This window comes from Rathayibacter sp. AY1A7 (assembly GCF_002930845.1).
GTDB lineage: Bacteria > Actinomycetota > Actinomycetes > Actinomycetales > Microbacteriaceae > Rathayibacter.
The window spans coordinates 36,361-59,494 of sequence record NZ_PSTL01000009.1 but is presented as its reverse complement, the minus strand read 5'-3'; the positions used below and the strand labels follow the sequence as shown (position 1 = coordinate 59,494).

Below are 23,134 nucleotides of genomic sequence, written 5' to 3'. Positions count from 1 at the left end.
CGAAGAGGGTGTACTCCGACCCGGTCCGTCCTGTCCCCTCGAAGTAGTCCTGGTACGTGAACGGCGGCTCGGCGCTGAACGCCTCATTCGACTCCCTGCGGCTCGTTCATCGATTCAGCTCGGAATGCCGGAGGAAGCGGGGGTCTGCGCGGAGGCGAGCGAGCGTCGCCGCTCTCCTCCCCTTCCCGCCTCGTCCTCGACCTCGGCCTGCAGCGACGAGCGCCTCGTACACGGCGCCGTGCAGCGCTCCCACGAGGGAACGCTCGCGCTTGGACAGGTCGGGTCGCTCCCTCTCTCCGTGCCGGCGCGCTCGCTCGAGGCCCGCCTCCAACGCCGCCGGCGACACGAGGCCGTCGAACAGCTCCACCCAGCCGCTCCCGACCTCCGCGGCGAGGGCCCGCGTCGATCCGGTCGCCGGGACCAGGATCGTCTTCCGCGCGCCGAGGGCGAGCAGCGCGGCTCCGGAGTTGTAGAGGTACTTGTACGGCAGGGTGACGAGGTCCGCGCCTGCCAGGAGCTCGTCCAGCTCGGCGTCGTCGATGTGGCCGAGCCGCAGGTGGACGCGACCGTCGGCTCCGACCGCTCTGCGCACCTCGTCGGCGTACTCGGGGACAGCGGCCGCGCCGGCGATGACGAGTTCGCCGTCGGTGAGTGCGCTGAAGGCCGCGATCAGCTCCTCGAGTCCCTTGTAGGGTCGGATCTGCCCGAAGAACAGGATGCGCCGACCCGCTTCACGGGGGCCCGGGACAGAGGCCGCCTCCGGATAGGCGCCGTGCAGGACGACGACTCCCCGGTCCAGGTCGTTCTCGTCGGACTCGTTCAGATAGATGCGGACGTCCGTGAGCCGGTCCAGCCAGCGCGCGAGGAGAGTCTCGACGGCACTGCCCGCTTCGTGCGGTCGGAGGTTGTGCATCGTCACGACGACCGGCGTCCCCGACGCGAGCAGCCGGGCGATGAGCCCGAAGGCGAGGGCGGACTTCAGCCAGCGGCGCGGGCCGCGCGGGGCACGGAAGAGGTACTCCGGCCAGTGCACGTGGAAGACGTCGTAGCGCCCGAGAAGGGCACGTCGCCAGGTGAACGCGACCGGTTCCACCGACGCCGGGAACGAACCGACGAGCAGCTCGATGTAGGGGTTGCTCGAGCCGGAGAAGTCCTTCACGGAGAAGAGCGCCCGGATCATTCGCGTGCTTCTCCTTCGTTCGTCTCTTCGGCGGACCGCCCCGGGCACCACGAGACGACCTGGGAGAGGGCACCACGGCCTGTGATCGGACCGCGACACGCCCGCTTCGGCGACGGAGCGGACGACCTCGGCCGGCGAGGGATGGTCTGACGCTACCAGTCGGGTTTCTCGAGGTCCGTCACCCGCCGCCCCCGTCAGAGTTCGGTGATGACGATCTCCGAGAAGCGAGTCACTCCTGCTGTCACCGATCCGAAGGTGAACCGCAGCCGGAAGTGCGTCGCCCACGCAGGAGCGACCCGGTTCCAGGTCGTCTGCTGATAGGTCTTGCGGAAGGGAGCCTGCGCGTTCGCGCCGGCGAGGTCGAGATTCGACACCGGGCGAGCGCTGCTCCGAGCGACGATCGGGATCCCCGACGAGGACACGCCGGTCACGGCGACGAAGGATTCGGACACGTACATCGTGCCCGTCGACGTGGATCCCGCGATGGTGAAGTCGACGCCGTACAGCAGCCCCGCTGTGACGGGGACGTCGATGGAGACCGCCGGACCGGGACCGCCGGCCACTCGGGTCATCAGCAGCTGGTTGCCGCTGGTGGTCAGCGTCATGGACGGGCTGGTGGTGCGGCTCGTCGCGTCGGCGCCGTTGAGGAACGCGTCGACGGGCGCTGCGAGAGAGAAGTTCCCGTCGACGAGCTTGTTCGCCGCCTTCGAATGCAGAATCGACCCCTGCCCCGAACCGCTGCCGTTCCCGTCCGAGGTGACGTGCTGGCTGATGCGGACCTTCGCAGTGCCACCGGCGAGATATCCCGATTTCATCTGCGTATTGAACATCGACAGTTGATGGACCTGGATTCCGCCGCCCCACCCTCCTGCAGTGGTCTCGAAGAGGTAGTTGGCCACCGGGACCTGATGGAAGAAGAGGTGTCCGCCTGAGATCGAGATCTGCGCAGCTGTACTCGACCCGGTGACGAACTGCGAGAGCGTGGAGTTCGCGCCGCTCTCGTTGATCTCGATATGCGGCTGGTGCAGGATCACCCGACCCGCGTCGACCTTCACGGCCTGCACGCAGAAGTCGATCGACGTCGAGACGAAGTGCAGCTCGCCGTTCGGGTTGGCGTTGTAGACGCCGAGGGTGCTGGTGCCGATACCACCGCCGATGAACTTGATGTTCTCGCCGTAGTTGACTCTGCCTGCGGGCATGGAAACGGCCGTCCTGCAGCGGAAGATGTGGAAGTTGTAGAAGCTGATCAGGAACGCATCGTTCTCGAAGGACACGCCGGTCCCGAAGCCCGAGATCTCCAGGCCCCAGAGTCCGAGCCCGCGCGTGGTGGCGGCAGTCGTGCTGTCGGTGTTGAACAGGATTCCGGTGCTGGCCGTCGCGGACGCTCCCGGCCCCAGCAGACGGAGTCCGGTGATCGCCGCCCTGTTGTTGGGGTAGCCGGACGTGGCACTGCCGATCACCGTGAGAGCAGGACCGCTGGTGATGGCGGTCGCATTCAGCGGACCGCAGGTGAACTCGAGCGAGATGTACGAGGAGTCGATCACGAGGGTGCGCGTGATCTTGAAGCTCTTCGAGATCGTCAACGTGACCTCTTGGCGAGCGGCGACGAAATAGTCGATCGCGGCGCGGAGCTTGTCCTCGTCAGTGGTCCCGGCGAATTCGAGGTAGTTGTGGATTCCGTTGACGCGGGTCGCAGGTATAGTCTCGTCCGCGGCTTCCGCGGCGGGTGCGGCGACGACGGCGGCCGCGGCCGCGGCCCCTCCGTAGCGGAGGAACGTGCGGCGGGATCCGGATCCTGTTTCGAGAGTCGTCGTCATCCCCTCATGCTCGGATCATCCCGCCATCGGCTGTCGACGGCCGCACCCCCCGACCGCGGAGGGAAGCAGAAGAGACTCTGTCGTTTTCCGGGAACGACGACGCGGATCCATGGTTCCGCCCCTAGAAGGGGGGCCCAAGGGGCGGATCCTTCTTCACGAGCGGCCGCTCTCACAGGATTGCAGGATCAGCAGCTTGCCGAACGCCAGCACCTGATAGACCACCGCCAGAGTCCACTCGCTCACCCGCCGCGGCTCGTCGACCGAGCCGACCGAGAACGGTGTGCGCAGGCAGCGAGACGCGATCGTGCGGACCCGGGTCACATGCGGAGTGGAGGTCATCAGTGCCACCGAGGTCCAGTCGTACTCCGAGGAGAGCGTGTTCAGCTCGGAGATCTCACCGCCCGTAGTGAACGGGGAGGGAGTGAAGCAGACGACTCTGACCTCCTCGCCGGCATCGCATTCGGCTCGGGCGAACGAACCGTTCTCCAGGCGCGGAGTCGAGAGCACGAGGGTGACATCCCGGTGCTCCTCGAGCAGAGCGAGCGCACGGCCGACCCTGCGATCAGTAGCAGGACCCAGCACCACGAGCGCATCGGCTCCCCCCACGGGATCGAGAACGGGGCGGACGAAGAGGGGCACCGCCACCGCGGCGAGCAGTGCGACGGCGAGGAGGACGGCGAGCCACGTGCGCCAGAGGATCCGCAGTGAGCGTGCGGCGGATCGATTCGGGACGACTCGTCGGAGGATCGTGCCGACCAGCGCCCCGACCGCCGTGCCCGCGAGAACCGAGAGGAGGCCGTACAGCACGCCACCGACCGACGGCGGAGTGACGATCATCTCGACGGTCGACGCCCCCTCGAGCAGCGCGAGCACTCCGAGTGCGGGGACGAAGGGTCGACGGCTGCTCGCCGCCACCAGCGCGGCTGCCGCCGCTGCAGCCGGTGAGGCGAGAGCGCAGACTGCGATCCCTTCTCCACCCAGGGCGTGGACGAGACCAGTCGGATCATGGGAGCGGGCGATCCGGACGAACTGCCGCGAGGAGTCCGATCCGAAGGGATCGGCGCAGACGAGCAGGAGCAGAAAGGCGAGGACCGCCGTGGTCCCGGCGACCCGCAGGCGCCACCGGCTCACCGGAGCCTCCCCGGCCGACCGTGTCACGCCCAGCAGCCCGCCTCCGCGGACGCGAGGCGATCGCGCTCGCGTGCGCGCCTGAGGACGGGAAGGACGGGGAGGTCCGAGAAGAGCGTCACAGGAGCGAACACTACCCAGGGGAAGGGACGAGGAGGACCTGAGCGGTCGGGCTTCCGCCGGATCCTCGCCGGCGGGTGGCACGCCGACAGGAGACGATGCGCAGGACTGCGGGTGGACGGGATCGCGACTCCGCCTCAAGCCCTCCGGGCCGGCCTCCGAGCCCGACGCCCCCGGGACCGCGTCCCCGGCGCCGCCTAGTCGTTGCCGAGGATGACGATGGCGGCAGTGGGGGGAAGCGCGTCCTCGTGATAGCGCTCGATCTCGTCGATGGCGGCGGGATCGGCCTGCTGAAGGAAATGGGTGAGTCGCGCGACCTCCTCCGTCTCGCCGATCGAGTCGGCGGCGCGGCGGAGGGCGTAGAGGGCGAGGAGGAAACCGCGGTTGGGTCCGTGGCGCCACGGGATGGGACCCTGGCCGCGCCAGCCGGCGGATCGCAGGAGGTCCAGACCGCGGTGGTAGCCGACGCGGGCGTAGGCGTAGGAGGGGAGGGCCGCGTCGATGCCCCAGACGCTGTCGGCGAGCAGTGCCCAGGCCAGCGGGGAGCGCGGGTGGGCGGCGGCGAGGGCGGCGAATTCGACGGCTCCCGGGTTCGCGTGCTTCGCGAGGGCCGCGGTGACCGCGGGCTCGTCGGGGAGGAGGGTCGGTTCGGGGCCCAGCAGGTTCTCGCCACTCATGCCTCCCAGGCTATCCCGCTCGCGGCTGTGCGGGTCCGGGGTCCGGCCGTCCGGCGCACGACGGTCGTCCCTCCACAGGGGCGTCAGCGGAGGGAGCCGGGCGGTTCGCCGGTCGTCGCCGTCGTGCGCGGGGGTGCCGCCGATAGCATCGACCCATGGCGACGAACCGCAGTGAAGTCGAGGCCTGGCTCACGGACATGGACGGCGTGCTGGTGCACGAGAACAAGGCGCTCCCCGGCGCGCCCGAGCTGATCCAGGAGTGGACCGATTCGGGCACGCCGTTCCTGGTGCTGACGAACAACTCGATCTTCACGCCGCGGGATCTGGCGGCGCGGCTGCGCGGGTCGGGGCTGCACGTGCCGGAGGAGCGGATCTGGACGAGCGCTCTGGCGACGGCGGACTTCTGCGCGTCGCAGAAGCCGGGCGGGAGCGCGTTCGTGATCGGCGAGGCGGGGATCACCACCGCGCTGCACGAGGCGGGCTTCATCATGACGGAGACGGCGCCGGACTACGTGGTCGTGGGCGAGACCCGCAATTACAGCTTCGAGGCGATCACGAAGGCGATCCGCCTGATCGTCGCGGGTGCGCGCTTCATCGTCACCAATCCCGATGCGACGGGGCCGAGCGCCGAGGGCGTGCTCCCGGCGACGGGAGCTATCGCGGCGCTCATCACGAAGGCGACGGGCAAGGATCCGTACGTCGTCGGCAAGCCGAACCCGATGATGTTCCGCTCGGCGATGAACAAGATCGGCGCGCACAGCGAGAACACCGGGATGATCGGCGACCGGATGGACACCGACATCGTCGCGGGCATCGAGGCGGGCCTGCACACCGTGCTGGTGCTGACGGGGATCAGCGACGAGGCCGAGATCGAGCGCTATCCGTTCCGCCCGGACGAGGTGCTGAGCGGGGTGCACGAGCTCCTGTCGTCGGAGCCGCTGGAGTCGGAGTTCCCGCCGGATTCGGCGGTCTGAGTCCCGGCGGCCCGGCAGCGGGTCGGGCGCCGGTTCCTGACACGGCACCGCGGCTCGCGGGGGTCAGAAGCGGACGTGCTGCAGCACCCAGGCGTGCATCGCGACGGCTGCCGCCGCCGAGGCGTTGATCGACCGGGTCGAGCCGAACTGCGTGATCTCGAGCACGGCCTCCGAGGCGGCGATCGCCTCCTCCGAGAGGCCGGGTCCCTCCTGCCCGAACAGCAGGAGGCAGCGCTCGGGGAGCCGGTAGGTCTCGAGCGGAACGCAGCCGGGGACGTTGTCGACGGCGAGGAGGGGCACGTCCGCCTCCGCGGCCCACTGCACGAGGTCGGCCACCGTCTCGTGGTGCTGGACGTGCTGATAGCGGTCGGTGACCATCGCGCCGCGCTTGTTCCAGCGCCGCCGGCCGACGATGTGGACGCCCTCCGCGCCGAACGCGTTGGCGCTGCGGACGATCGAGCCGATGTTCATGTCGTGCTGCCAGTTCTCGATCGCGACGTGGAACGGGTGCCGCGTGCGGTCGAGCTCCGCGACGATCGCGTCCATCCGCCAGTAGCGGAAGCGGTCGACCACGTTGCGCGCGTCGCCGCGCTCCAGCAGCTCCGGGTCGAGGCGGTCGTCCTCGGGCCGCTCCCCCTGCCAGGGGCCGACGCCGTTCGTGGTGAGCTCCACGGAGGCGGTGGGTCCGGTCGCGGGGGTCGCCTCGTTCTCCTGCACGACGAGCGATCCTACTGGGCGCTCCGCGGCTCGGCCGGGTGCACCGGGCCGGAGCCCAACGGCGTCCTCCGAGGCCCGAGCGACGGCGCGCGTCAGGCCGCGGGAGTGCCGGCGAGGGAGCCGGTCAGCTCGCCGCCGCCCGCCCGGTCGACGAAGCAGTAGTAGCTGCGCTCGCCCGCGTCCCACTGCTCCTGGGTGACGGGGAACGCACCGGCGACCTGCACGTCGCCGTAGGTCTCGGCCGCGGCGACGTCCACGACGCCCTGCGCCTGGCAGAGCGAGGAGACGGTGACGGCCAGGGCGTCCTGGCCGGGGAACACCGCGTCGGTCAGCTCCGCGGTGGAGACGAGCTGGGCGGAGTGGGCCCCCGCGCAGTCCACGACGGTGAACTCCTCCGCCCAGACGGAGTCGAAGGGCTCGACGCACTCGCCGCCGAGGAGCGCGCTCCAGGCCCAGGTGCCGACGGGCAGCGGTCCGACGGTCGGGAGGGTCGCGGTCGGCGTGGGCGAGGGGGTCGGCTCCGCCGTGGGCGTCTCGCTGACGACCGGGACGGCCTGCGGCTCTGCTCGGCCGCCGGCGCTCCCGACGGCGATGCCGATCGCGAAGAGCCCGGCGAGGAGGATCACCGCACCCGCCGCGATCAGGCCGATCAGGAGCCGGCGTCGGCTGAGCGTGCGCCACGCGGGCGCTGCGGCGGGCGCCGAGTCGCGTTCGCGGCTCTCGGGTCGGGACCGGGCGGAGCGGCGCTTCCGCGGCGGAGCGGCGTTGACGTGGGCGGCCGCGGGAGCGGTGCGGAAGGGCGCGGGCTCGGCGCGGTCGGCGGGCTCGGCGGCCGGCTCGAGGTTCCACGAGTAGGCGCCGGCGGTCTCGCGCCACAGCTCCTCGTCGCCGCCGTCCTCGTCGGGCTCGTCCTGCGGAGCGACGACCTGCTCCCACACGGGCGGCTGGTCCCAGTCCCCGCGCGGGTCGGGCCACTCGTAGACGGCGGGCGGAGTCGGCCCGCGCGGAGTCGGCGGGGTCGCGCCGACCGGGCGTCCGTCAGCGGGGTAGAGGGCGCCGGAGCGGTCCGCCGGGTCGACGTCGATCGAAGACCCGGCATCGGGCTCGTCGTCCGGCCGGTGGGCGCTGCGCAGTCCGGCGGGGGCGGTCGGCAGGTCGGCGGGAGGGTCGGTGTGCGGCAGGACCGGGCGCACGGAGTCCGCCCCGCGGCGGTGCACCTCGGTGCGGCCAGCATCGGTGGAGGCGTCGGAGCCGGAGCCGTCGGCGTCGTCGTCGCGGAGGGGGGCGAAGAACGCGTCGAAGGCGTCCTCGTCGGACACGTCCGCGTCGGAGGCACTCGTGTCGCGGGCAGTCGTCCCACCGGCACCCGCCTCGCGGACACCTGTCTCGCGGGCACCCGTCTCGCGGGCACTCGCCTCGCGGGCACCCGCCTCGTGCACTCCCATGGCGCGGGCTCCCGTGTCGGAGACTCCCGTGTCGGGGGCCCCCATGTCGCCGCCCCGAGAGCTCCGTGCCTCGGCGGAGACGCCGTCGCGGTCGGAGGAGCGCTCCGGCTCCCCGACCGTTCCGCGGTCGGCGTCCTGCTCCTCCACCCGAGCGGAGTCGTCCGCGGGTTTCGGGAGGTCGCCGCCGGCCTCCTCGGCGGCGGGCGTCGCGCTCAGCACGGGCTCCCCCGGCCACAGGCCGACCGGAGCGGCAGGGGCACGGCGCGGCGCCGCGTCGGAGTTGCTGTCGCTGTCGCTGTCGCTGTTGCTGTCGCGGTCGCGGTCGCTCGACGACGGTCCGGCCGCATCGGCGGAGGAGGCCGACTCGCTCGCAACCCTCCGCTCCTCCGCTGACGCGTGGGCCTCGTCGGCTGCGGGCTCAGCAGGACCGGACGTCCGCTCCGCGCGCGACTCCTCCACGGGAGGGACGGGGCGGGGCGAGTCGAAGATGCTCTTCAGGCGGCCGCCGCTGAGCTGCTGGAGCAGCCACTCGCTGCTGCCGACGGGTCGCTCCGGCTCGGGTCGCTCCGGCTCGGCACGCTCCGGCTCGGAGGTCTCCGATCCGGCAAGCTCGGGCTCGCGGCCCTCCGGCTCGCGGCCCTCGGACCCGCGGCCCTCCGGCTCCGGGTGGTCGCCGCCTCCCGGGCCCCCGCCGCGTCCCCCCTCGTCGACCATCAGCTCAGGCCGAGGTCGGCCAGACCGATCGCGGCGAAGTACGGGTAGCCGGCGTCCTCGATGATCTCGCGGGCCCCGGTCGCACGGTCGACGACGACGGCGACTCCTGCGATCTCGGCGCCGACCTTCAGCAGGGCCTCGATCGCCTCCAGCGGCGAGCCGCCGGTGGTGGACGTGTCCTCGACGACGACGACGCGCTTGCCCTCGAGGTCGGGGCCCTCGACCTGCCGGCCGCGGCCGTGGTCCTTGGGCTCCTTGCGCACGACGAACGCGTCGTAGGCGAGACCGCGGGCGGCGCCCTGGTGGAGGATCGCGGCGGCGATCGGGTCGGCTCCCATGGTGAGGCCGCCGACGGCGTCGACGCGCTCGATGGGCGCGATGAGGTCGAGCATGACCTGCCCGATCAGCGGCGCGACGCGGTGGTCGAGGCTCACGCGGCGCAGGTCGACGTAGTACGACGCCTTCTTGCCGCTCGTGAGGGTGAAGTCCCCGTGGAAGACGGCGTCGGAGCCGATGTACTCGATGAGCTGCTGGCGTGCGTCGGTCACGCGCCTACTCTACGGGGCGACCCCTCCCCCGCTCGGGAGCGCGCCCGCTGCGGCGTGCTCGCCCGCCTCGTCGCCTCCTCCGCGGAACTGCGTCATGTAGAGCTCGTAGTAGGCACCGCGCTGCTTCAGGAGCGCCTCGTGCGCGCCCTGCTCGACGATCCGGCCCGACTCCATCACCAGGATGGTGTCGGCGTCGCGGATCGTGGAGAGCCGGTGCGCGATGACGAACGAGGTCCGGTCGGTGCGCAGCGCGTTCATCGCGTGCTGCACGAGCAGCTCCGTGCGGGTGTCGACCGAGGAGGTGGCCTCGTCGAGGATCAGCAGCGACGGGTTCGCGAGGAACGCGCGCGCGATCGTGATCAGCTGCCGCTCGCCCGCCGAGACGCTGCCGCCGTCGGCGTCCAGCACCGTGTCGTAGCCGTCGGGCAGCTGGCGCACGAAGCGGTCGACCATGGTGGCCTTCGCCGCGTCGACGATCTCCTCGTCGGTCGCGTCCAGGCGCCCGTAGCGGATGTTCTCGCGGATGGTGCCCTGGAAGAGCCACGCGTCCTGCAGCACCATGCCCACGCGCGAGCGCAGATCGCCGCGCGCGAGGCTCGTGATGTCGACGCCGTCGAGCAGGATGCGCCCTCCGGTGAGCTCGTAGAAGCGCATGACCAGGTTGACCAGCGTGGTCTTGCCCGCCCCGGTCGGACCGACGATGGCGACCGTCTGCCCGGGCTGCGCCGAGAAGGTCAGGTCCTCGATCAGCGGCTGCTCCGGGTCGTACGAGAACGAGACGCCCTCGAACTCCACGTGGCCGTCGGTGCGCTGCGGGAGCGACGCGGTCGCCGTCTCCGGCTCCTGCTCCTCGGCGTCGAGCAGCTCGAACGTGCGCTCGGCCGAGGCGACGCCGGACTGCAGCATGTTCGCCATGCTCGCCAGCTGGGTCACCGGCTGGGTGAACTCGCGCGAGTACTGGATGAACGCGGTCGCGTCGCCGAGCGTCAGCTGACCTGAGGCGACCCGCAGGCCGCCGACCACGGCGATGAGCACGTAGGAGAGGTAGGAGACGAAGGTCATCGCGGGCATGATCATGCCCGAGACGAACTGGGCGCCGAACGAGGCGGTGTAGAGGCTGTCGTTGCGGCGGTCGAACTCCTCGAGCATCTCGCGGTCGCGGCCGAAGGCGCGGACGATCTCGAGCCCGGAGAAGGTCTCCTCGATGTGGCCGTTGAGCGCGCCCGTGTTCTTCCACTGGGCGGCGAAGAGCTTCTGGGAGCGGGCGCCGATCACGCCCGCGATCACGCCCGAGAGCGGGATCGAGATCAGCGCGATCAGCGCGAGCTGCCACGAGACGATGAACATCATCGCGGCGATGCCGATGATGGTGAGCACCGACTGCACCAGCTGCGAGAAGGCCTGCTGCAGCGCCGTCTGGATGTTGTCGACGTCGTTCGTGACGCGCGACATCACGTCGCCGCGCTGCCGGGTGTCGAAGAAGCGCAGCGGGAGGCGGTTGAGCTTCGCCTCGATGTCCTGACGGAGGCCGAAGACCACCCGCATCACGAGGCCGTTGAGGATGTAGCCCTGCGCCCACATGAGCACCGACGCGACGACGTACATCAGCAGCACGATGATGATCAGGCGGCCGAGGACCACGAAGTCGATGCCCGCGCCGGGCACGATGTCGGTCTTGGCCAGCATGTCGGCGAAGGTGCCGTTGCCCGAGGCGCGCTGCTGCTCGATGATCTGCTCGAGCGGGACGCCGGCGGGGAGCTGGGAGCCGATCACGCCGTTGAAGATCGTGTCCATCGCCTGCCCGAGGATCTTGGGCGCGATGACGGTGAGGACGACCGACAGCGAGACCAGGGCGACCACGAGGACCATCCGGGCGCGCTCGGGGCCGAGCAGCGAGAAGAGGCGCTTGGCCGAGGGCCAGAAGTTCTGCGCCTTGCGGGCGGGCGGCCCGTCCCCGAACATGCCGCCGTCACCCTCGCCGGGCTCGAACTCGGGCTCGGGGGACGTCGTCTCCTCGGGGACGGTGGTGTCGCGTGTGCGCGCCATCTCAGGACACTCCTTCGACGCTCAGCTGGGATTCGACGATCTCGCGGTAGGTCGCGTTCGTCTCGAGGAGCTCGTCGTGCGTGCCGCGGCCGACGACGCGGCCCGCGTCGAGCACGACGATCTGGTCGGCGTGGCGGATGGTCGACACCCGCTGGGCCACGATGATCACTGTCGCGTCGGTGGTGGCGTCGGCCAGCGACTCCCGCAGCCGCGCATCGGTCGCGACGTCGAGCGCCGAGAACGAGTCGTCGAACAGGTAGACCCGCGGCTTCGCGACGAGGGCCCGCGCGATGCAGAGCCGCTGGCGCTGCCCGCCGGAGACGTTGGTGCCGCCCTGCGAGACCGGCTCGTCGAGCCCGTGCTCCTTGCTCCGCACGAAGTCCTCGCCCTGGGCGATGCGCAGCGCCTCCCACAGCTCGGCGTCCGTCGCGTCGGGGCGGCCGAAGCGCAGGTTCGAGGCGATCGTCCCCGAGAAGAGGTAGGGGCGCTGGGGCACGAGCCCGATCACCTCGGCGAGCTGCGCCCGGTCGAGGGAGGAGACGGGCACGCCGTCGATCGTGACGGTGCCCTCCTGCGGGTCGAACAGGCGCGGCACGAGGCCGAGCAGGGTCGTCTTGCCGGCGCCGGTGGAGCCGACGACGGCCGTGGTGCGGCCCGGCTCCGCGACGATGTCGATGCCCGAGAGCACGGGGCGCTCGGCGCCCGGGTAGCCGAAGACGACCCCGGAGAACTCGACGCGGCCGCGCGCGGGCGTCGGGACTCCGCCCTCAGGTGTGGTGAGGCTGGTGCGGGCGTCGAGCACCTGCTGGATCCGCTCGGCGCAGACGACCGCGCGGGGGATCATCATCACCATGAAGACGCCCATCATCACGGCGGTGAGGATCTGGAGGAGGTACTGCAGGAACGCGGTGAGCGAGCCCACCTGCATCTGACCTGCGTCGACCCGCTGCCCGCCGAACCACAGCACGGCCGCGGTGGCCAGGTGCAGGATCATCATGATCGCGGGGAACATCAGCACGAAGATGTTGCCGACCTTGATCGACACCTCGGTGATCGCCGCGTTGGCCTTGCGGTACCGCTCGGACTCGAACGGCTCGCGCACGAAGGCGCGCACCACGCGGATGCCCGTGATCTGCTCGCGGAGCACGCTGTTGATCCCGTCGATCCGGTCCTGCATGAGGCGGAACAGCGGCAGCAGCAGGAACACCAGGAAGCCGACCACGACGAACAGCAGCGGCACCGACACCCAGACCAGCCAGGAGAGGCCGGCGTCCTCGCGCAGGGCGAAGACGATGCCGCCGACGCACATGATCGGCGCGGAGACCATGAAGTTGAGGGTCATCAGCACGAGCATCTGCACCTGCTGCACGTCGTTCGTGCCGCGGGTGATCAGGGTGGCCGTGCCGAAGCCGCCGACCTCGAGCCCGCTGAGCGAGTCGACGCGGCGGTAGACGTCGCGGCGCAGGTCGCGGCCGACGGACATGGCGGTGCGGGCGCCGAAGTAGACGGCTCCGATCGCCGCGGCGACCTGCACGACGCAGACGCCGAGCATGGTCATGCCGGTTCCCCAGATGAAGTCGGTGTCGCCGCGGCCGATGCCCTGGTCGATGATCTCGGCGTTGAGGCTCGGGAGGTAGAGCGCGGCGAGCGTCGCGACGAGCTGCAGCACGACGACGGCGGCCACCCAGCGCGCGTAGGGCTTCGCGTAGGCGGAGGCGAGGCGGAGCAGGATCATGGGTCCTCCGGAGGGGCGGAGCAGGAGCGGGAGGGGAGGGGACCGGGCTGGGGAGCGCGGAGCGCCGGGGAGCCCGTCGGGCCCGCACGGCGCGGGCGGCGGCGGCGTCCGGACGGCACGACGAACGGCCGGTCGGGACGGCGCTAGACAACCATCGACCACCGACACCGGTTCCGCAATCCGCCGAGGGGATGACTCCCCCGGCCCGCGGCCGCCGGGACGCGCGGAGGACGCGCAGGAGACGTGTCGGCGGCGGCTCCTACACTTCCAGGATGCGCATCGCCACCTGGAACGTGAACTCCATCCGGGCCCGCACCGGCCGCGTCGTCGACTGGCTCGTGCGCGAGGACGTGGACGTCCTCGCCATGCAGGAGCTCAAGTGCAAGCCCGAGCAGTTCCCGCACGAGGCCTTCGCCGACGCCGGCTACCACGTCGAGATGGTCGGGCTCAGCCAGTGGAACGGCGTCGGCATCGCCTCGCGCCTGCCGATGGACGACGTGCAGATCGGCTTCCCGGGCATGCCCGGCTTCGCGAAGGAGGCGGCGGCCGACGGCTCCTTCCCGCTCGAGGCCCGCGCGATCGGCGCCACGGTCGACGGCGTGCGCGTCTGGAGCCTCTACGTCCCGAACGGCCGCGCGGTCGACGACCCGCACTACCTCTACAAGCTCGAGTGGCTCGCGGCCCTCGAGGCGAGCACCCGCGAGTGGCTGGCCGCCGAGCCCGACCTGCCGCTCGCCCTGGTCGGCGACTGGAACGTCGCGCCGCTCGACAGCGACGTGGGCGACCCGAGCCTCGGCCCCGGATCCACGCACGTCTCGATCCCCGAGCGCGCCGCCTTCGCCGCCTTCGAGGACGCGGGCCTGCGCGACGTCGTCCGCCCGCTCGTGCCCGAGGGCTACACCTACTGGGACTACAAGCAGCTCCGCTTCCCGCGCAACGAGGGGCTGCGGATCGACTTCGTGCTCGGCTCCCCCGCGTTCGGCGAGCTCGTCACCGGCGCCTCGATCCACCGCGACGAGCGCAAGGGCGACGCCCCGAGCGACCACGTCCCGGTGGTGGTCGACCTCGACCTGGAGACGACCCTCGACGACGACCGCCCGATGATCTTCTGAGCATGGCCTCGTCGAAGAAGAAGCGCGCGCGGGCCCAGGCCACCTCGGCCGGCGCCTCCCGCCCCGCCGCCCGACCCGCGACGGCACGCCCTGCGACGGCGCGCCCTGCGACCGCCCGTCCCGGAGCCGCGCACGACGAGTTCCGATCCGACGCCTACCGCTCGGTGGGCGAGATCATCGCCGCCGGGAAGCCGCGCCGGCGCCGCTGGGACCTCGTGCTCTCGATCCTCGGCTGCCTCGCCCTCGGCCTGCTCACGATCGTGCTCGGCTACCTCGCCGCGATCCTCTCGGTCTTCCCCGCGCAGTGCGAGGGCCAGAACTTCGCCTGCGACTTCGACCGGATCGACTGGGGCGTCTCGATCGCGCTGATCGGGCCGCCCGCGCTGACGCTGATCGCCGTGGCCGTGACGGTCGTGCGCTACCTCGTGGGCCGTCGCGCGTTCCTCGTGCCGGTCATCGGGTTCGTGCTCTGCATCGCCACCGCGTTCCTCGCCTCCTCGCTCGTGACGAGCTCGATCCCCGGGTCGGCGCTGGTCTAGCACCGACCCGGGGGCGCGTCAGCGGTCGGGCGGGCGGCGCTGGTCCAGCACCGACCCGGGGGCGCGTCAGCGGTCGGCGCGGTCAGCGCTGGTCCAGCACCGACCCGGGGCGCCGACCGCCGGCGAGGTCAGCCGCAGGCGGGCTCGTCGTTCAGCGTCACCGCGGTGGGGTTGATCATCGGGGTCACCCGCACGGCCTGGTCTCCGAAGCCGGAGGCGTCGCCGGCGCTGAACTGCACGTCGAACGTCTCGGACTGGCCGGGCGAGAGCTGCACCGCGACCTTCGAGACGGGACGGCCGAGGTCGTCGAAGCTCTCGGGTCCGTACCCCGTGCCGTCGGCCCAGGCCGCGCTCGACACCGTGGTCCCGGGAGGGCCGTAGACGTAGATGTTGGTGACGAAGTCGCCCAGGGGGTACGCACCGCGCCCGCCGGCCGCGGCGACGTAGCCGGGCAGCGTCCGAGCGACCGCCTTCGAGATCGTGTTGGTCACGGTGACGGAGGTGGTGAAGACCGCGCCCGAGGCGGCGCACCGGCCCGCGCTCGACTGCGTGACCGCCGTGCTCAGGTAGTAGTCCATCTTCGAGCCGCCCGAGGCGTCCTGGAAGAACACTCCGGTGGTCGTGCCGTCGGTCGTCGTCTGCGGCAGGACCCCCGCGATCGGCGTGGGCGCGAGGAGCGCCTGCTCGTCGGCGTCGGAGCTGTAGGCGAGGATGCGGCTCTCGTCGACCGCCTTCACGATCGCCGGGAGCATCTTCGTCGGCTCCATCTCCCCGCCGAGGATCTTGCCCAGGACCGTCGCGCTCGCCTCCGAGAAGAACTCGTCGGTGCGCTCGGCCACGACCGACTCCGGGTAGCGGAAGTAGACCTCGTTGAGCAGGGTCGAGACGGTGTTCTCGCTCGTGAGGACCGTGCCGTCGGTGAGGGTCACGGGCCCGGTCGAGCCGAGGAGGTAGGAGAGGGCGACGGGGTCGATCGCGAGGACGCCGTCGATCCTCTGCTCGGGGAACTTCTGCGCCCAGAACTGCGAGGCGATCGAGGCGGCCGTCGGGAAGTCGGGGCGGCTGGTCGAGACGTTGAAGGTCGTCGCCATGTTCTCGCCGATGGTGTCGAGCGCGCTCTGGTCGACGGTGACGGGCGCCAGACCGCGGAAGTCGCCGCTGCCCAGCTGACGGCCGATCGAGATCGCGCCGCCGTCGACGTCGAGCTGCATCACCGACGACGCGCCGCCGCCCAGAGCCTGCGACTCCGCCAGGTTCTGGAACATCACCAGGTAGTGGCGCGGACCGGACGCTCCGAGGGAGTCGGGGAGGATCGCGGTGAGCGGCTCGACCTGCTCCATCGCCGCGGTCGCGGTGGCCAGCTGCGGAGTGAAGGAGTCGAGGGCCGAGGCGACCTGCGGCACCAGCGGGCCGCGGTCGATGCCCTCGACGCGGGTCTGCGCCGCGTCGACGACCTCCTTGGCGACGGTGATCTTCTGCGACAGCTCGGTGATCGCCGCGAGGTCTACCCTGCCGTCGACGGGCTTGAGGATGTCGAGCGAGGTCGTGGAGAGCGGCGTGACGATCCGGCCGGAGACGTCGTCGGCGATCTCGGTCGCGGCGCGGACCGCGGACAGGTTCGGCCCGAGGACGGGCACCACCTCCATCACCCGCCACACCGGGTCCTCGGTCTCGTCGCGCGCCTCGCCGGTGAGGGTCGCGATCCGGCCCGCGGTCTCCTCCGCACCGGAGGTGTCGAACGTCGTCAGCCTGTCCGTCACCTGCGACACCAGCGGGATCGCCTCGGTCAGCTTGTCGCGGACGGTCATCGCCTTGTCGTAGGTGCGCACGCCGAGGAGCACCGCGACGACGGCGCCGATCAGCAGGACCAGGAGGACGATCAGCGTGATCCAGAGGCCGCGACGGCGGCGCGGCCTGCCGCGGGCGGAGCGGTCGGCGGACGTGGTGGTGCTCATTCGAGAGAGCCTAAGCGACGGTCGGCGGAGTGCGACCGGGCCCGCGCCACCGGCCCGTCCCAGGACGAGGGACACGCGACGCGGATGCGCGGGCCGTCCGGCGCCTCCGCCGGGACCGAGCGGGAGGCGGGGATGCTGCTCCGCTCAGCCCAGCAGGAGGGACACCCCGATGAGCACGGGCACCGCGGCGACCGTGGTCACGAGGGCCGTGTCGCGGGCGACGGCGATGCCCCGGTCGTAGCGCGAGGCGAAGGTGAAGATGTTCTGCGCGGTCGGCAGCGCGGCGGTCACCGTCACCACGAAGAGGTGCTCGGAGTCGAGGTGGAACGCGAAGCGCCCCAGCAGCAGCGCGACCGCCGGCATCACCAGCGACTTGAGCACGGAGGCGACGACCACCTCGACCCGCGCCGGCCCCGCCTCCAGCGGCCGCTGCCCGCGCAGCGACATCCCGAAGGCGATCAGCACCAGCGGGATCGACGCGTTGCCGATGATCGAGAACGGCTGCAGCACCGGCGCGGGAAGCTCCACGCCGGTGAGGGCGACGACGAGGCCGAGGGCGGAGGCGATGATCATCGGGTTCCGCAGCGGCTGCGTGAGGATCGCGCCGACCGAGGTCCGCCCGCTCGTCGAGACGTCGAGCAGCGTCAGGATCGTCGGCGCGAGGACGATCAGCTGCAGGAGGAGCGTCGGGGCCACCCACTGCGGATCGCCCAGCACGTAGATGGCGACCGGCAGTCCGATGTTGTTGGCGTTGACGTAGGAGGAGGCCGCGGTCCCGATCACCGTCTCCGGCAGCGGGCGGGGGAAGAGCAGCCGCGAGGCCAGCACGTAGAGCAGGGCGACGGTCAGCACCGTCAGGAGCGAGACGAGCAGGAACGAGGAGAAGAGGACGGAGACGTCGGCCCGCGACAGCACGGTGAACAGCAGCGCCGGCGTCGTGACGAAGAAGGCGATCCGCGACAGGATCAGCCGGCTCTCGGGCGGGACGATCTGGAACCGCGCGATCAGGTAGCCGACCGCGATGACGACCCCGATGATCGAGAAGCCGGTGAGCACGCCCTCCACGCCGCCGCCTCCCCGCCGCGGCCGGTCCGCTGTCGCGCCTCCACCCTAGGCAGTGGCCGGGGCGTTGCAGCGCCGGCGCGACGCGCCTACGGTGTGCGGCATGCCGCATCTCGAGGTCCCCGGCGCGAGCCTCCACTGGGAGGCGGACGGCCGCGCCTCCGCGCCCGCCCTGCTGCTCGTGCACGCGGGCATCGCCGACCTGCGGATGTGGGACCCGCTCGTCCCCGACCTCTCTCGCGACCGGCTGGTGGTCCGCTACGACGTCCGCGGCGCGGGCGGAACGAGCACGGAGGACGTGGAGTACGACCCGCGCCGGGACGCCCTGGACGTGCTCGACCACCTCGGCGTCGAGCGCGCGGTGGTCGTCGGCTGCTCGCGGGGCGGAACGCTCACGCTCGACCTGGCGCTCGAGCATCCGGAGCGGGTGACCGGCCTGGTCGTGATCGCCCCGGGCCTGGCGGGCTTCGACTATCCCGCGCTGACGGCGGAGGAGAAGCGCCGCTTCGGGGAGATCGAGGCGCTGGAGCTCGCGGGCGAGCGGGAGGCCGCGGCGATCGTCGAGGCGGAGCTCTGGGCCGTGGGTCCCGACCGCTCCGCGGACGACGTGGCTCCGGAGTTCCTCGCGCGGGTCCGGGAGCTCGCGCTCACGGGCGTCGGCCATGAGGCGGAGGCCCCCCGCCCGGTCGATCCCTCCGGGCCGGCGGGCGAGCGGCTCGGGGAGATCGCCGTGCCGACCCTCGTCGTGGCGGGCGCGCACGACCTCTCGGAGTCGCTGCCGGTCTGCGAGCACCTCGCCGCCGAGGTGAGCGGTGCCGAGCTGCACGTGCTCGAGGACGCGGCGCACCTGCCCGGCCTCGAGCACCCGGAGGAGTTCCTCGCGGTGCTGCGGCCGTGGCTGGAGCGCCACGGGATCTGATCAGGCCACGGCGGCCAGGTCGAACGCCCAGTCCACGTAGAGCTCCGGCGGCTCGCCCTGCTCGACGAGGTCGATCCGGTCGAAGCCGGCCTCGACGCAGGTCGCGCCGGCGTCCAGGTCGCTCTCCGCCACGAAGGCGTGCACGAAGCGTGGCACGGGGAACGCCGCCGCCTCCTCGAGCAGCATCCGCACGGAGTCCGCGGTGATGCCGCGGGCGTGCGGAGCGATGCTCCACGCCGCCTCGTAGGCGACGACGCCGCGCGAGCAGCCGTACCAATAGCCGATGGAGCCGACGGAGAGTCCGTCCAGCTCGACCACGTAGAAGAACGCGTCGCCGTCCGCCCAACCGCGCAGGTAGCGGTCGTGGCGCACGAGGATCTCGCTCTCGCTCTCGAGTCCGCCGCCCGCGTGCGCGAGGGCGTCGCGCAGGACGGACGCGTCCGCCTGCGTCCAGGGGAGCAGGCGGAGGTTCTCGGGGCGGTGGTCGATGCTGGCTGTTCTCTGGTCGCTTCCGGGTTCGGGTCCCGTCACGCGCTCCGATCCTCTCTCTCAGGATGGCTCGCCGATCGAGCGCGCCGCCAGGGTGTTCGGCGCGCCTGTCCGATCGGATGTCTCCGCACTCGGGATGCGGACATGGTGTCCCCCCATCTTCGACCCGATCAGGGGAGGGAAACGGAAGAGGTGAGGAATCTAGCCCCGGACGGGGGGTGGCACCTGCACAACACCTGGGCAACCGCTGACCGCGGGGCCTCCGAGGGGCGGCGGAGACGTGCGCCCGCCCCCGCGAGATCGCCGCTTCAGTCCGCCGAGACGCAAGAAAAGCGCGCGCACGAGCCCATACGCTCGGAGTCGGAGCGCGTTCCGCTCCTGCAGCCCCGTATCACCAGCGTGAGGAGGATCACCATGTCGCAAGCCGTGCAGAGCACCGTCGTCGGAGAACCCGAGGTCGTCGAGGACCGCGTGGAGGACTCCGCCGCCTGGCTCGACCTGAAGGCGGCCGCCGCCGCGCTGCAGCCGCTCCAGTCCCAGGACGGCTCGCTCGCCGAGCCCGAGCGGCTCGAGGAGGCGCGCACCCTCGTCGAGCGGATCGTCGCCGGCGTCCGCACCCTCGCCCCCGCGTTCCCGCACGACGCCGCGTATCTCGACGCGCTGGTCGTCGACCTCGAGCTCTGGAGCGCCGGCGGACTCGGCCTGCCCGACTTCCTCGACTCGCTCACCGCGTTCCAGCCGCAGCTCGAGCGCGTCGACGGCCGCCGCCACCTCGTCGTCTTCCCCATGTACACCCAGAACGGCAGCCGCGACCGCCACGTCGAGGCCGTCCTCGTCGAGGTCGTCTGGCCGCGGTTCGTCGCCGAGCTGGAGGCGGGGGACTACTCCAACGCCCTCTTCGTGCCCGTGCGCTTCGTCGACTTCACCGCCGGCTACGACACCGACAGCGCCGTGCTGTTCCCCGAGACGGTCGCGATGCGCTCCGTCCCGTCCTTCACCTGGGGCGCGATCTTCGCCGACCGCGAGGCGGCCCGGTTCCGCCGCGTCGTCACGGAGGCGGCCCGGATCACCCGTCTCGAGCTCCCGGAGGACGCGCAGCGCCTGCTGGCCGACCAGCGCCTGGCGGAGGAGTCCTTCGTGATGTGGGACCTCATCCACGACCGCACCCACATGCGCGGCGACCTGCCGTTCGACCCGTTCATGATCAAGCAGCGGATGCCCTTCTTCCTCTACTCGCTGGAGGAGCTGCGGTGCGACCTCACCGCCTTCCGCGAGGCCGTCGCCATCGAGCGCCGCCTCGGCGCGCTCGACCGCCGCGACGACGAGGAGGAGGCGCTGGCCGAGCGCTCGCGCTTCGTGCAGTACGCGATCCTGTTCGACCGGCTCTTCCGCTTCCCGCTCACCGGGTCGCGGGTGCGCAACTACGACGGCCTCGGCGGCCAGCTGCTCTTCGCCTGGCTGCACCAGCACGGCGTCCTGCACTGGACCGACACCCGGCTGGCGTTCGAGTGGGACGGCGTCGCCGACGTGGTCGTCGCCCTCTCGGACGCGATCGACGAGCTCTACTGGCGCTCGATCGACCGGCCGAAGACGGCGCACTGGCTGGCCGCGCACGAGCTGATCGCGGCCACTCTCACTCCGCACCCCGCCTCCGCCTGGGCACGCGGGCTCCCGGACGAGGTGCTGCTCGGCGCCCCGCGCGGCCTCACCGACGCGGTGCTGGACGACGAGTTCCCGCTGTCGATGTTCTACGAGGCCCTCGGGAGGAAGATGGGCGACGTCATCGCCTCGACCCGGGGCATCACCGGCCGGGACTGACGTCGCGCCCGGGAGGCGGCGCGGTGCGCTCCTCCGCCTCCCGGGGCCCCGTCCGACCGGCGTCGGTTAGCGTGGGGCGCATGCCCTCAGGTGACGGAGCCGCGGACCCGCTCGACGCGGGCTGGATCCGGCGAGCGCCGAGCCGGGCCGGATACGTGCGCGACGCGGTCACCGCGGGGATCCTGCTGGTGGCGACGATCGTCTCCGTCGCGCTGTACTCCTCGGCGGGCTTCCCGGACGCGGCGCACCCCGTCGTCAGCGCCCACTGGGCCGTCCTGATGACCCTGCCCCTCGCGCTGCGCCGCCGGTTCCCCGCGAGCGTGGCGGCCGGGCTCTCCGTCGTCTACGCGCTCGGGATCGTGCTCCAGGTGCCGGAGTCGCTCTTCGGCCAGATCTGCCTGTTCCTCGCGCTCTACACGGTCGGCGCGTGGGGCCGGAACCGGCGCACGGCGCTCGTCGTCCGAGTGGCGATCGCGGTCGGGATGCTGGGCTGGCTGCTCACCACCCTCGCCACGGGCGAGTACTTCGGCAGCTCCGTGCCGGTCGACGACTCCCCGGGCCTGCTCTCGCCCTACGCGGCGGAGTCGGCCCTCGCGGTCGTGTCGAACCTGCTCTACTTCGGCAGCGCCTACGTCTTCGGCGAGGCGTCGTGGCAGTCGGCCCGCCGGCTGGAGGCGCTCGAGACGCGCACGGCAGAGCTCGACGACGAGCGGGAGCGCTCCTCCCGGCAGGCCGTGTCCTCCGAGCGGCTGCGGATCGCGCGCGAGCTGCACGACGTGGTCGCGCACCACGTCAGCGTGATGGGCGTGCAGGCGGGAGCGGCGCGGCGGGTGCTGGCGCGGGATCCGGAGCGGGCGGCGGCATCGCTCAGCGCCATCGAGGGCGACGCGCGCTCGGCGATCGAGGAGCTGCACCGCATCCTGGTCGCGCTGCGCGCCGAGGACGCGGTCCCGAATCCGCTCACCGACGCCGCGTCCACCCGCGGGGTGGCCCAGCTCGAGGAGCTGGTCGCGGCGTCCAGCGGGTCGGGCCTGCCCACCGTCTTCCTCACCCTCGGCACGCCCCGCGAGATCCCCGCGACGGTGGGGCTCAGCCTCTACCGCATCGCGCAGGAGTCGCTCACGAACGTCCGCAAGCACGCGGGGCGCGGCGCGCACGCCGAGGTGCGCCTCCGCTACGCCCCCGACGCGGTCGAGCTCGAGATCGCCGACGACGGCGGGTCCGGCCCGCACCCGAGCGCTCCCGCCTCCTGCGGACTGGGGCACACCGGCATGAGCGAGCGCGCGGCCGCGGTCGGCGGCTGGATCGAGATGGGGCCGAGGGGCGGAGGCTACCTCGTGCACGCCCGGGTGCCGCTGTCTCCCGTCCGGGCGAGCGTGCCGGACGCCGGCGACCCGGTACCGTCGTCGGAGACGCCGCGGGGGCGTCAGGAGCGAGCGAGCGGGGGCCGCCCATGACCGAGCACGTGCGCGTGCTGCTCGTCGACGACCAGGAGCTCGTCCGCGTGGGCTTCCGCATCATCCTCGAGTCGGAGCCGGGGATCGAGGTGGTCGGCGAGGCCCGCACCGGGCTCGAGGCCCTGCAGCGCGCCTCCGAGCTGCGCCCCGACGTGATCTGCATGGACGTGCAGATGCCCGGGCTCGACGGCCTGGCCGCGACCCGCGAGATCGTGGCCGACCCGCGCCTGTGCTCGCGGGTGCTCATCCTCACCACCTTCGACCGCGACGACTACCTCTTCGAGGCGCTCTCGGCCGGCGCCAGCGGGTTCCTGCTCAAGAACGCGTCGCCGGAGGAGCTGGTCGAGGCCGTGCAGGTGGTCGCCCGCGGCGACGCGATGCTCGCCCCCGACGTCACCCGGCGCGTGATCGAGCGGTTCGCGTCCGTGCCCGAGCACACGCCGGCCGCGGCCGAGCACTCCGGAGTGGCCGACCTGACGGAACGCGAGCGGGAGGTGCTCGTGCACCTGGCGCGGGGCTGGTCGAACGCCGAGATCGCGGCCGAGCTGTTCGTGGGCGAGGCGACCGTGAAGACGCACGTCTCGAAGATCCTGATGAAGCTCGGCGTGCGCGACCGGATCCAGGCGGTCGTGTTCGCCTACGAGCACGGGATCGCGGTGCCGGGGCGCCCCTGAGCGGTCGG

At 71.9% G+C, this 23,134-nt stretch carries 19 protein-coding genes; 7 read left to right on the top strand and 12 right to left on the bottom strand.

Going from position 1 to position 23,134, the window contains the following annotated elements:
- Positions 1 to 106: 106 nt before the first annotated feature.
- The 4 genes from C5B95_RS09080 to C5B95_RS09065 all read right to left on the bottom strand — a co-directional run bounded on the left by C5B95_RS09080 (position 107) and on the right by C5B95_RS09065 (position 4,922).
- Positions 107 to 1,180, bottom strand: a complete 1,074-nt coding sequence (locus C5B95_RS09080) for a glycosyltransferase (protein WP_104348992.1) — start codon at positions 1,178 to 1,180, stop codon at positions 107 to 109.
- A 194-nt stretch (positions 1,181 to 1,374) separates the two neighbouring features.
- Complete coding sequence (locus C5B95_RS09075) at positions 1,375 to 2,997, bottom strand: twin-arginine translocation signal domain-containing protein (protein ID WP_104348991.1); 1,623 nt, start codon at positions 2,995 to 2,997, stop codon at positions 1,375 to 1,377.
- 153 nt (positions 2,998 to 3,150) lie between these two features.
- On the bottom strand, positions 3,151 to 4,128 hold the full coding sequence (locus C5B95_RS09070; protein WP_104222799.1) for an ElyC/SanA/YdcF family protein: 978 nt from the start codon (positions 4,126 to 4,128) through the stop codon (positions 3,151 to 3,153).
- 314 nt (positions 4,129 to 4,442) lie between these two features.
- Positions 4,443 to 4,922, bottom strand: a complete 480-nt coding sequence (locus C5B95_RS09065) for a DUF3151 domain-containing protein (protein ID WP_104222800.1) — start codon at positions 4,920 to 4,922, stop codon at positions 4,443 to 4,445.
- 155 nt (positions 4,923 to 5,077) lie between these two features.
- On the opposite strand from C5B95_RS09065, the gene C5B95_RS09060 reads away from it, so the two are divergent.
- Complete coding sequence (locus tag C5B95_RS09060) at positions 5,078 to 5,896, top strand: HAD-IIA family hydrolase (protein ID WP_104225721.1); 819 nt, start codon at positions 5,078 to 5,080, stop codon at positions 5,894 to 5,896.
- Positions 5,897 to 5,959: 63 nt separating this feature from the next.
- Here C5B95_RS09060 and C5B95_RS09055 read toward each other — a convergent pair whose 3' ends face one another.
- The 5 genes from C5B95_RS09055 to C5B95_RS09035 all read right to left on the bottom strand — a co-directional run bounded on the left by C5B95_RS09055 (position 5,960) and on the right by C5B95_RS09035 (position 13,101).
- On the bottom strand, positions 5,960 to 6,613 hold the full coding sequence (locus C5B95_RS09055) for a TrmH family RNA methyltransferase (RefSeq protein ID WP_104225722.1): 654 nt from the start codon (positions 6,611 to 6,613) through the stop codon (positions 5,960 to 5,962).
- 92 nt (positions 6,614 to 6,705) lie between these two features.
- Entirely contained in the window at positions 6,706 to 8,772 is a 2,067-nt protein-coding gene (locus C5B95_RS09050; protein WP_104348990.1) for a hypothetical protein, read from the bottom strand.
- A complete protein-coding gene (pyrE, locus tag C5B95_RS09045) occupies positions 8,772 to 9,320 on the bottom strand; it encodes an orotate phosphoribosyltransferase (RefSeq protein ID WP_104348989.1) in 549 nt (182 codons plus the stop codon). The genes C5B95_RS09050 and pyrE overlap by 1 nt, the downstream gene beginning before the upstream one ends.
- 9 nt (positions 9,321 to 9,329) lie before the next feature.
- A complete protein-coding gene (locus tag C5B95_RS09040) occupies positions 9,330 to 11,366 on the bottom strand; it encodes an ABC transporter ATP-binding protein (RefSeq protein WP_104222805.1) in 2,037 nt (678 codons plus the stop codon).
- A gap of 1 nt (position 11,367) precedes the next feature.
- Positions 11,368 to 13,101, bottom strand: a complete 1,734-nt coding sequence (locus tag C5B95_RS09035) for an ABC transporter ATP-binding protein (protein ID WP_104239193.1) — start codon at positions 13,099 to 13,101, stop codon at positions 11,368 to 11,370.
- Between the two features lie 272 nt (positions 13,102 to 13,373).
- On the opposite strand from C5B95_RS09035, the gene C5B95_RS09030 reads away from it, so the two are divergent.
- Positions 13,374 to 14,213 (top strand): exodeoxyribonuclease III, encoded by an 840-nt coding sequence (locus C5B95_RS09030; RefSeq protein ID WP_104225726.1) that lies wholly within the window; start codon positions 13,374 to 13,376, stop codon positions 14,211 to 14,213.
- Positions 14,214 to 14,215: 2 nt separating this feature from the next.
- The gene (locus C5B95_RS09025) at positions 14,216 to 14,752 is read left to right on the top strand and encodes a hypothetical protein (RefSeq protein ID WP_104273545.1); all 537 of its coding nucleotides are present in this window, start codon (positions 14,216 to 14,218) and stop codon (positions 14,750 to 14,752) included.
- A 128-nt stretch (positions 14,753 to 14,880) separates the two neighbouring features.
- Here the strand turns inward: C5B95_RS09025 and C5B95_RS09020 are convergent, their stop codons facing one another.
- Positions 14,881 to 16,707, bottom strand: coding sequence for a DUF4012 domain-containing protein (locus C5B95_RS09020; RefSeq protein WP_104348988.1), 1,827 nt, complete (start codon positions 16,705 to 16,707; stop codon positions 14,881 to 14,883).
- Between the two features lie 144 nt (positions 16,708 to 16,851).
- On the bottom strand, positions 16,852 to 17,772 hold the full coding sequence (locus C5B95_RS09015) for an AEC family transporter (RefSeq protein WP_104348987.1): 921 nt from the start codon (positions 17,770 to 17,772) through the stop codon (positions 16,852 to 16,854).
- Positions 17,773 to 17,872: 100 nt separating this feature from the next.
- Between C5B95_RS09015 and C5B95_RS09010 the strand changes: the two genes are divergently transcribed.
- On the top strand, positions 17,873 to 18,688 hold the full coding sequence (locus tag C5B95_RS09010) for an alpha/beta fold hydrolase (protein WP_104348986.1): 816 nt from the start codon (positions 17,873 to 17,875) through the stop codon (positions 18,686 to 18,688).
- Here the strand turns inward: C5B95_RS09010 and C5B95_RS09005 are convergent, their stop codons facing one another.
- Complete coding sequence (locus tag C5B95_RS09005; RefSeq protein WP_104348985.1) at positions 18,689 to 19,219, bottom strand: GNAT family N-acetyltransferase; 531 nt, start codon at positions 19,217 to 19,219, stop codon at positions 18,689 to 18,691.
- 372 nt (positions 19,220 to 19,591) lie between these two features.
- Here C5B95_RS09005 and C5B95_RS09000 point away from each other — a divergent pair, with 372 nt between their 5' ends.
- The 3 genes from C5B95_RS09000 to C5B95_RS08990 all read left to right on the top strand — a co-directional run bounded on the left by C5B95_RS09000 (position 19,592) and on the right by C5B95_RS08990 (position 23,126).
- Positions 19,592 to 20,995: a DUF6421 family protein gene (locus C5B95_RS09000; RefSeq protein WP_104348984.1), complete on the top strand. Its 1,404-nt coding sequence runs from the start codon at positions 19,592 to 19,594 to the stop codon at positions 20,993 to 20,995.
- An 80-nt stretch (positions 20,996 to 21,075) separates the two neighbouring features.
- Complete coding sequence (locus C5B95_RS08995) at positions 21,076 to 22,452, top strand: sensor histidine kinase (protein WP_104348983.1); 1,377 nt, start codon at positions 21,076 to 21,078, stop codon at positions 22,450 to 22,452.
- On the top strand, positions 22,449 to 23,126 hold the full coding sequence (locus C5B95_RS08990; RefSeq protein WP_104348982.1) for a response regulator transcription factor: 678 nt from the start codon (positions 22,449 to 22,451) through the stop codon (positions 23,124 to 23,126). Before C5B95_RS08995 ends, C5B95_RS08990 begins: the two co-directional genes overlap by 4 nt.
- Positions 23,127 to 23,134: the final 8 nt, after the last annotated feature.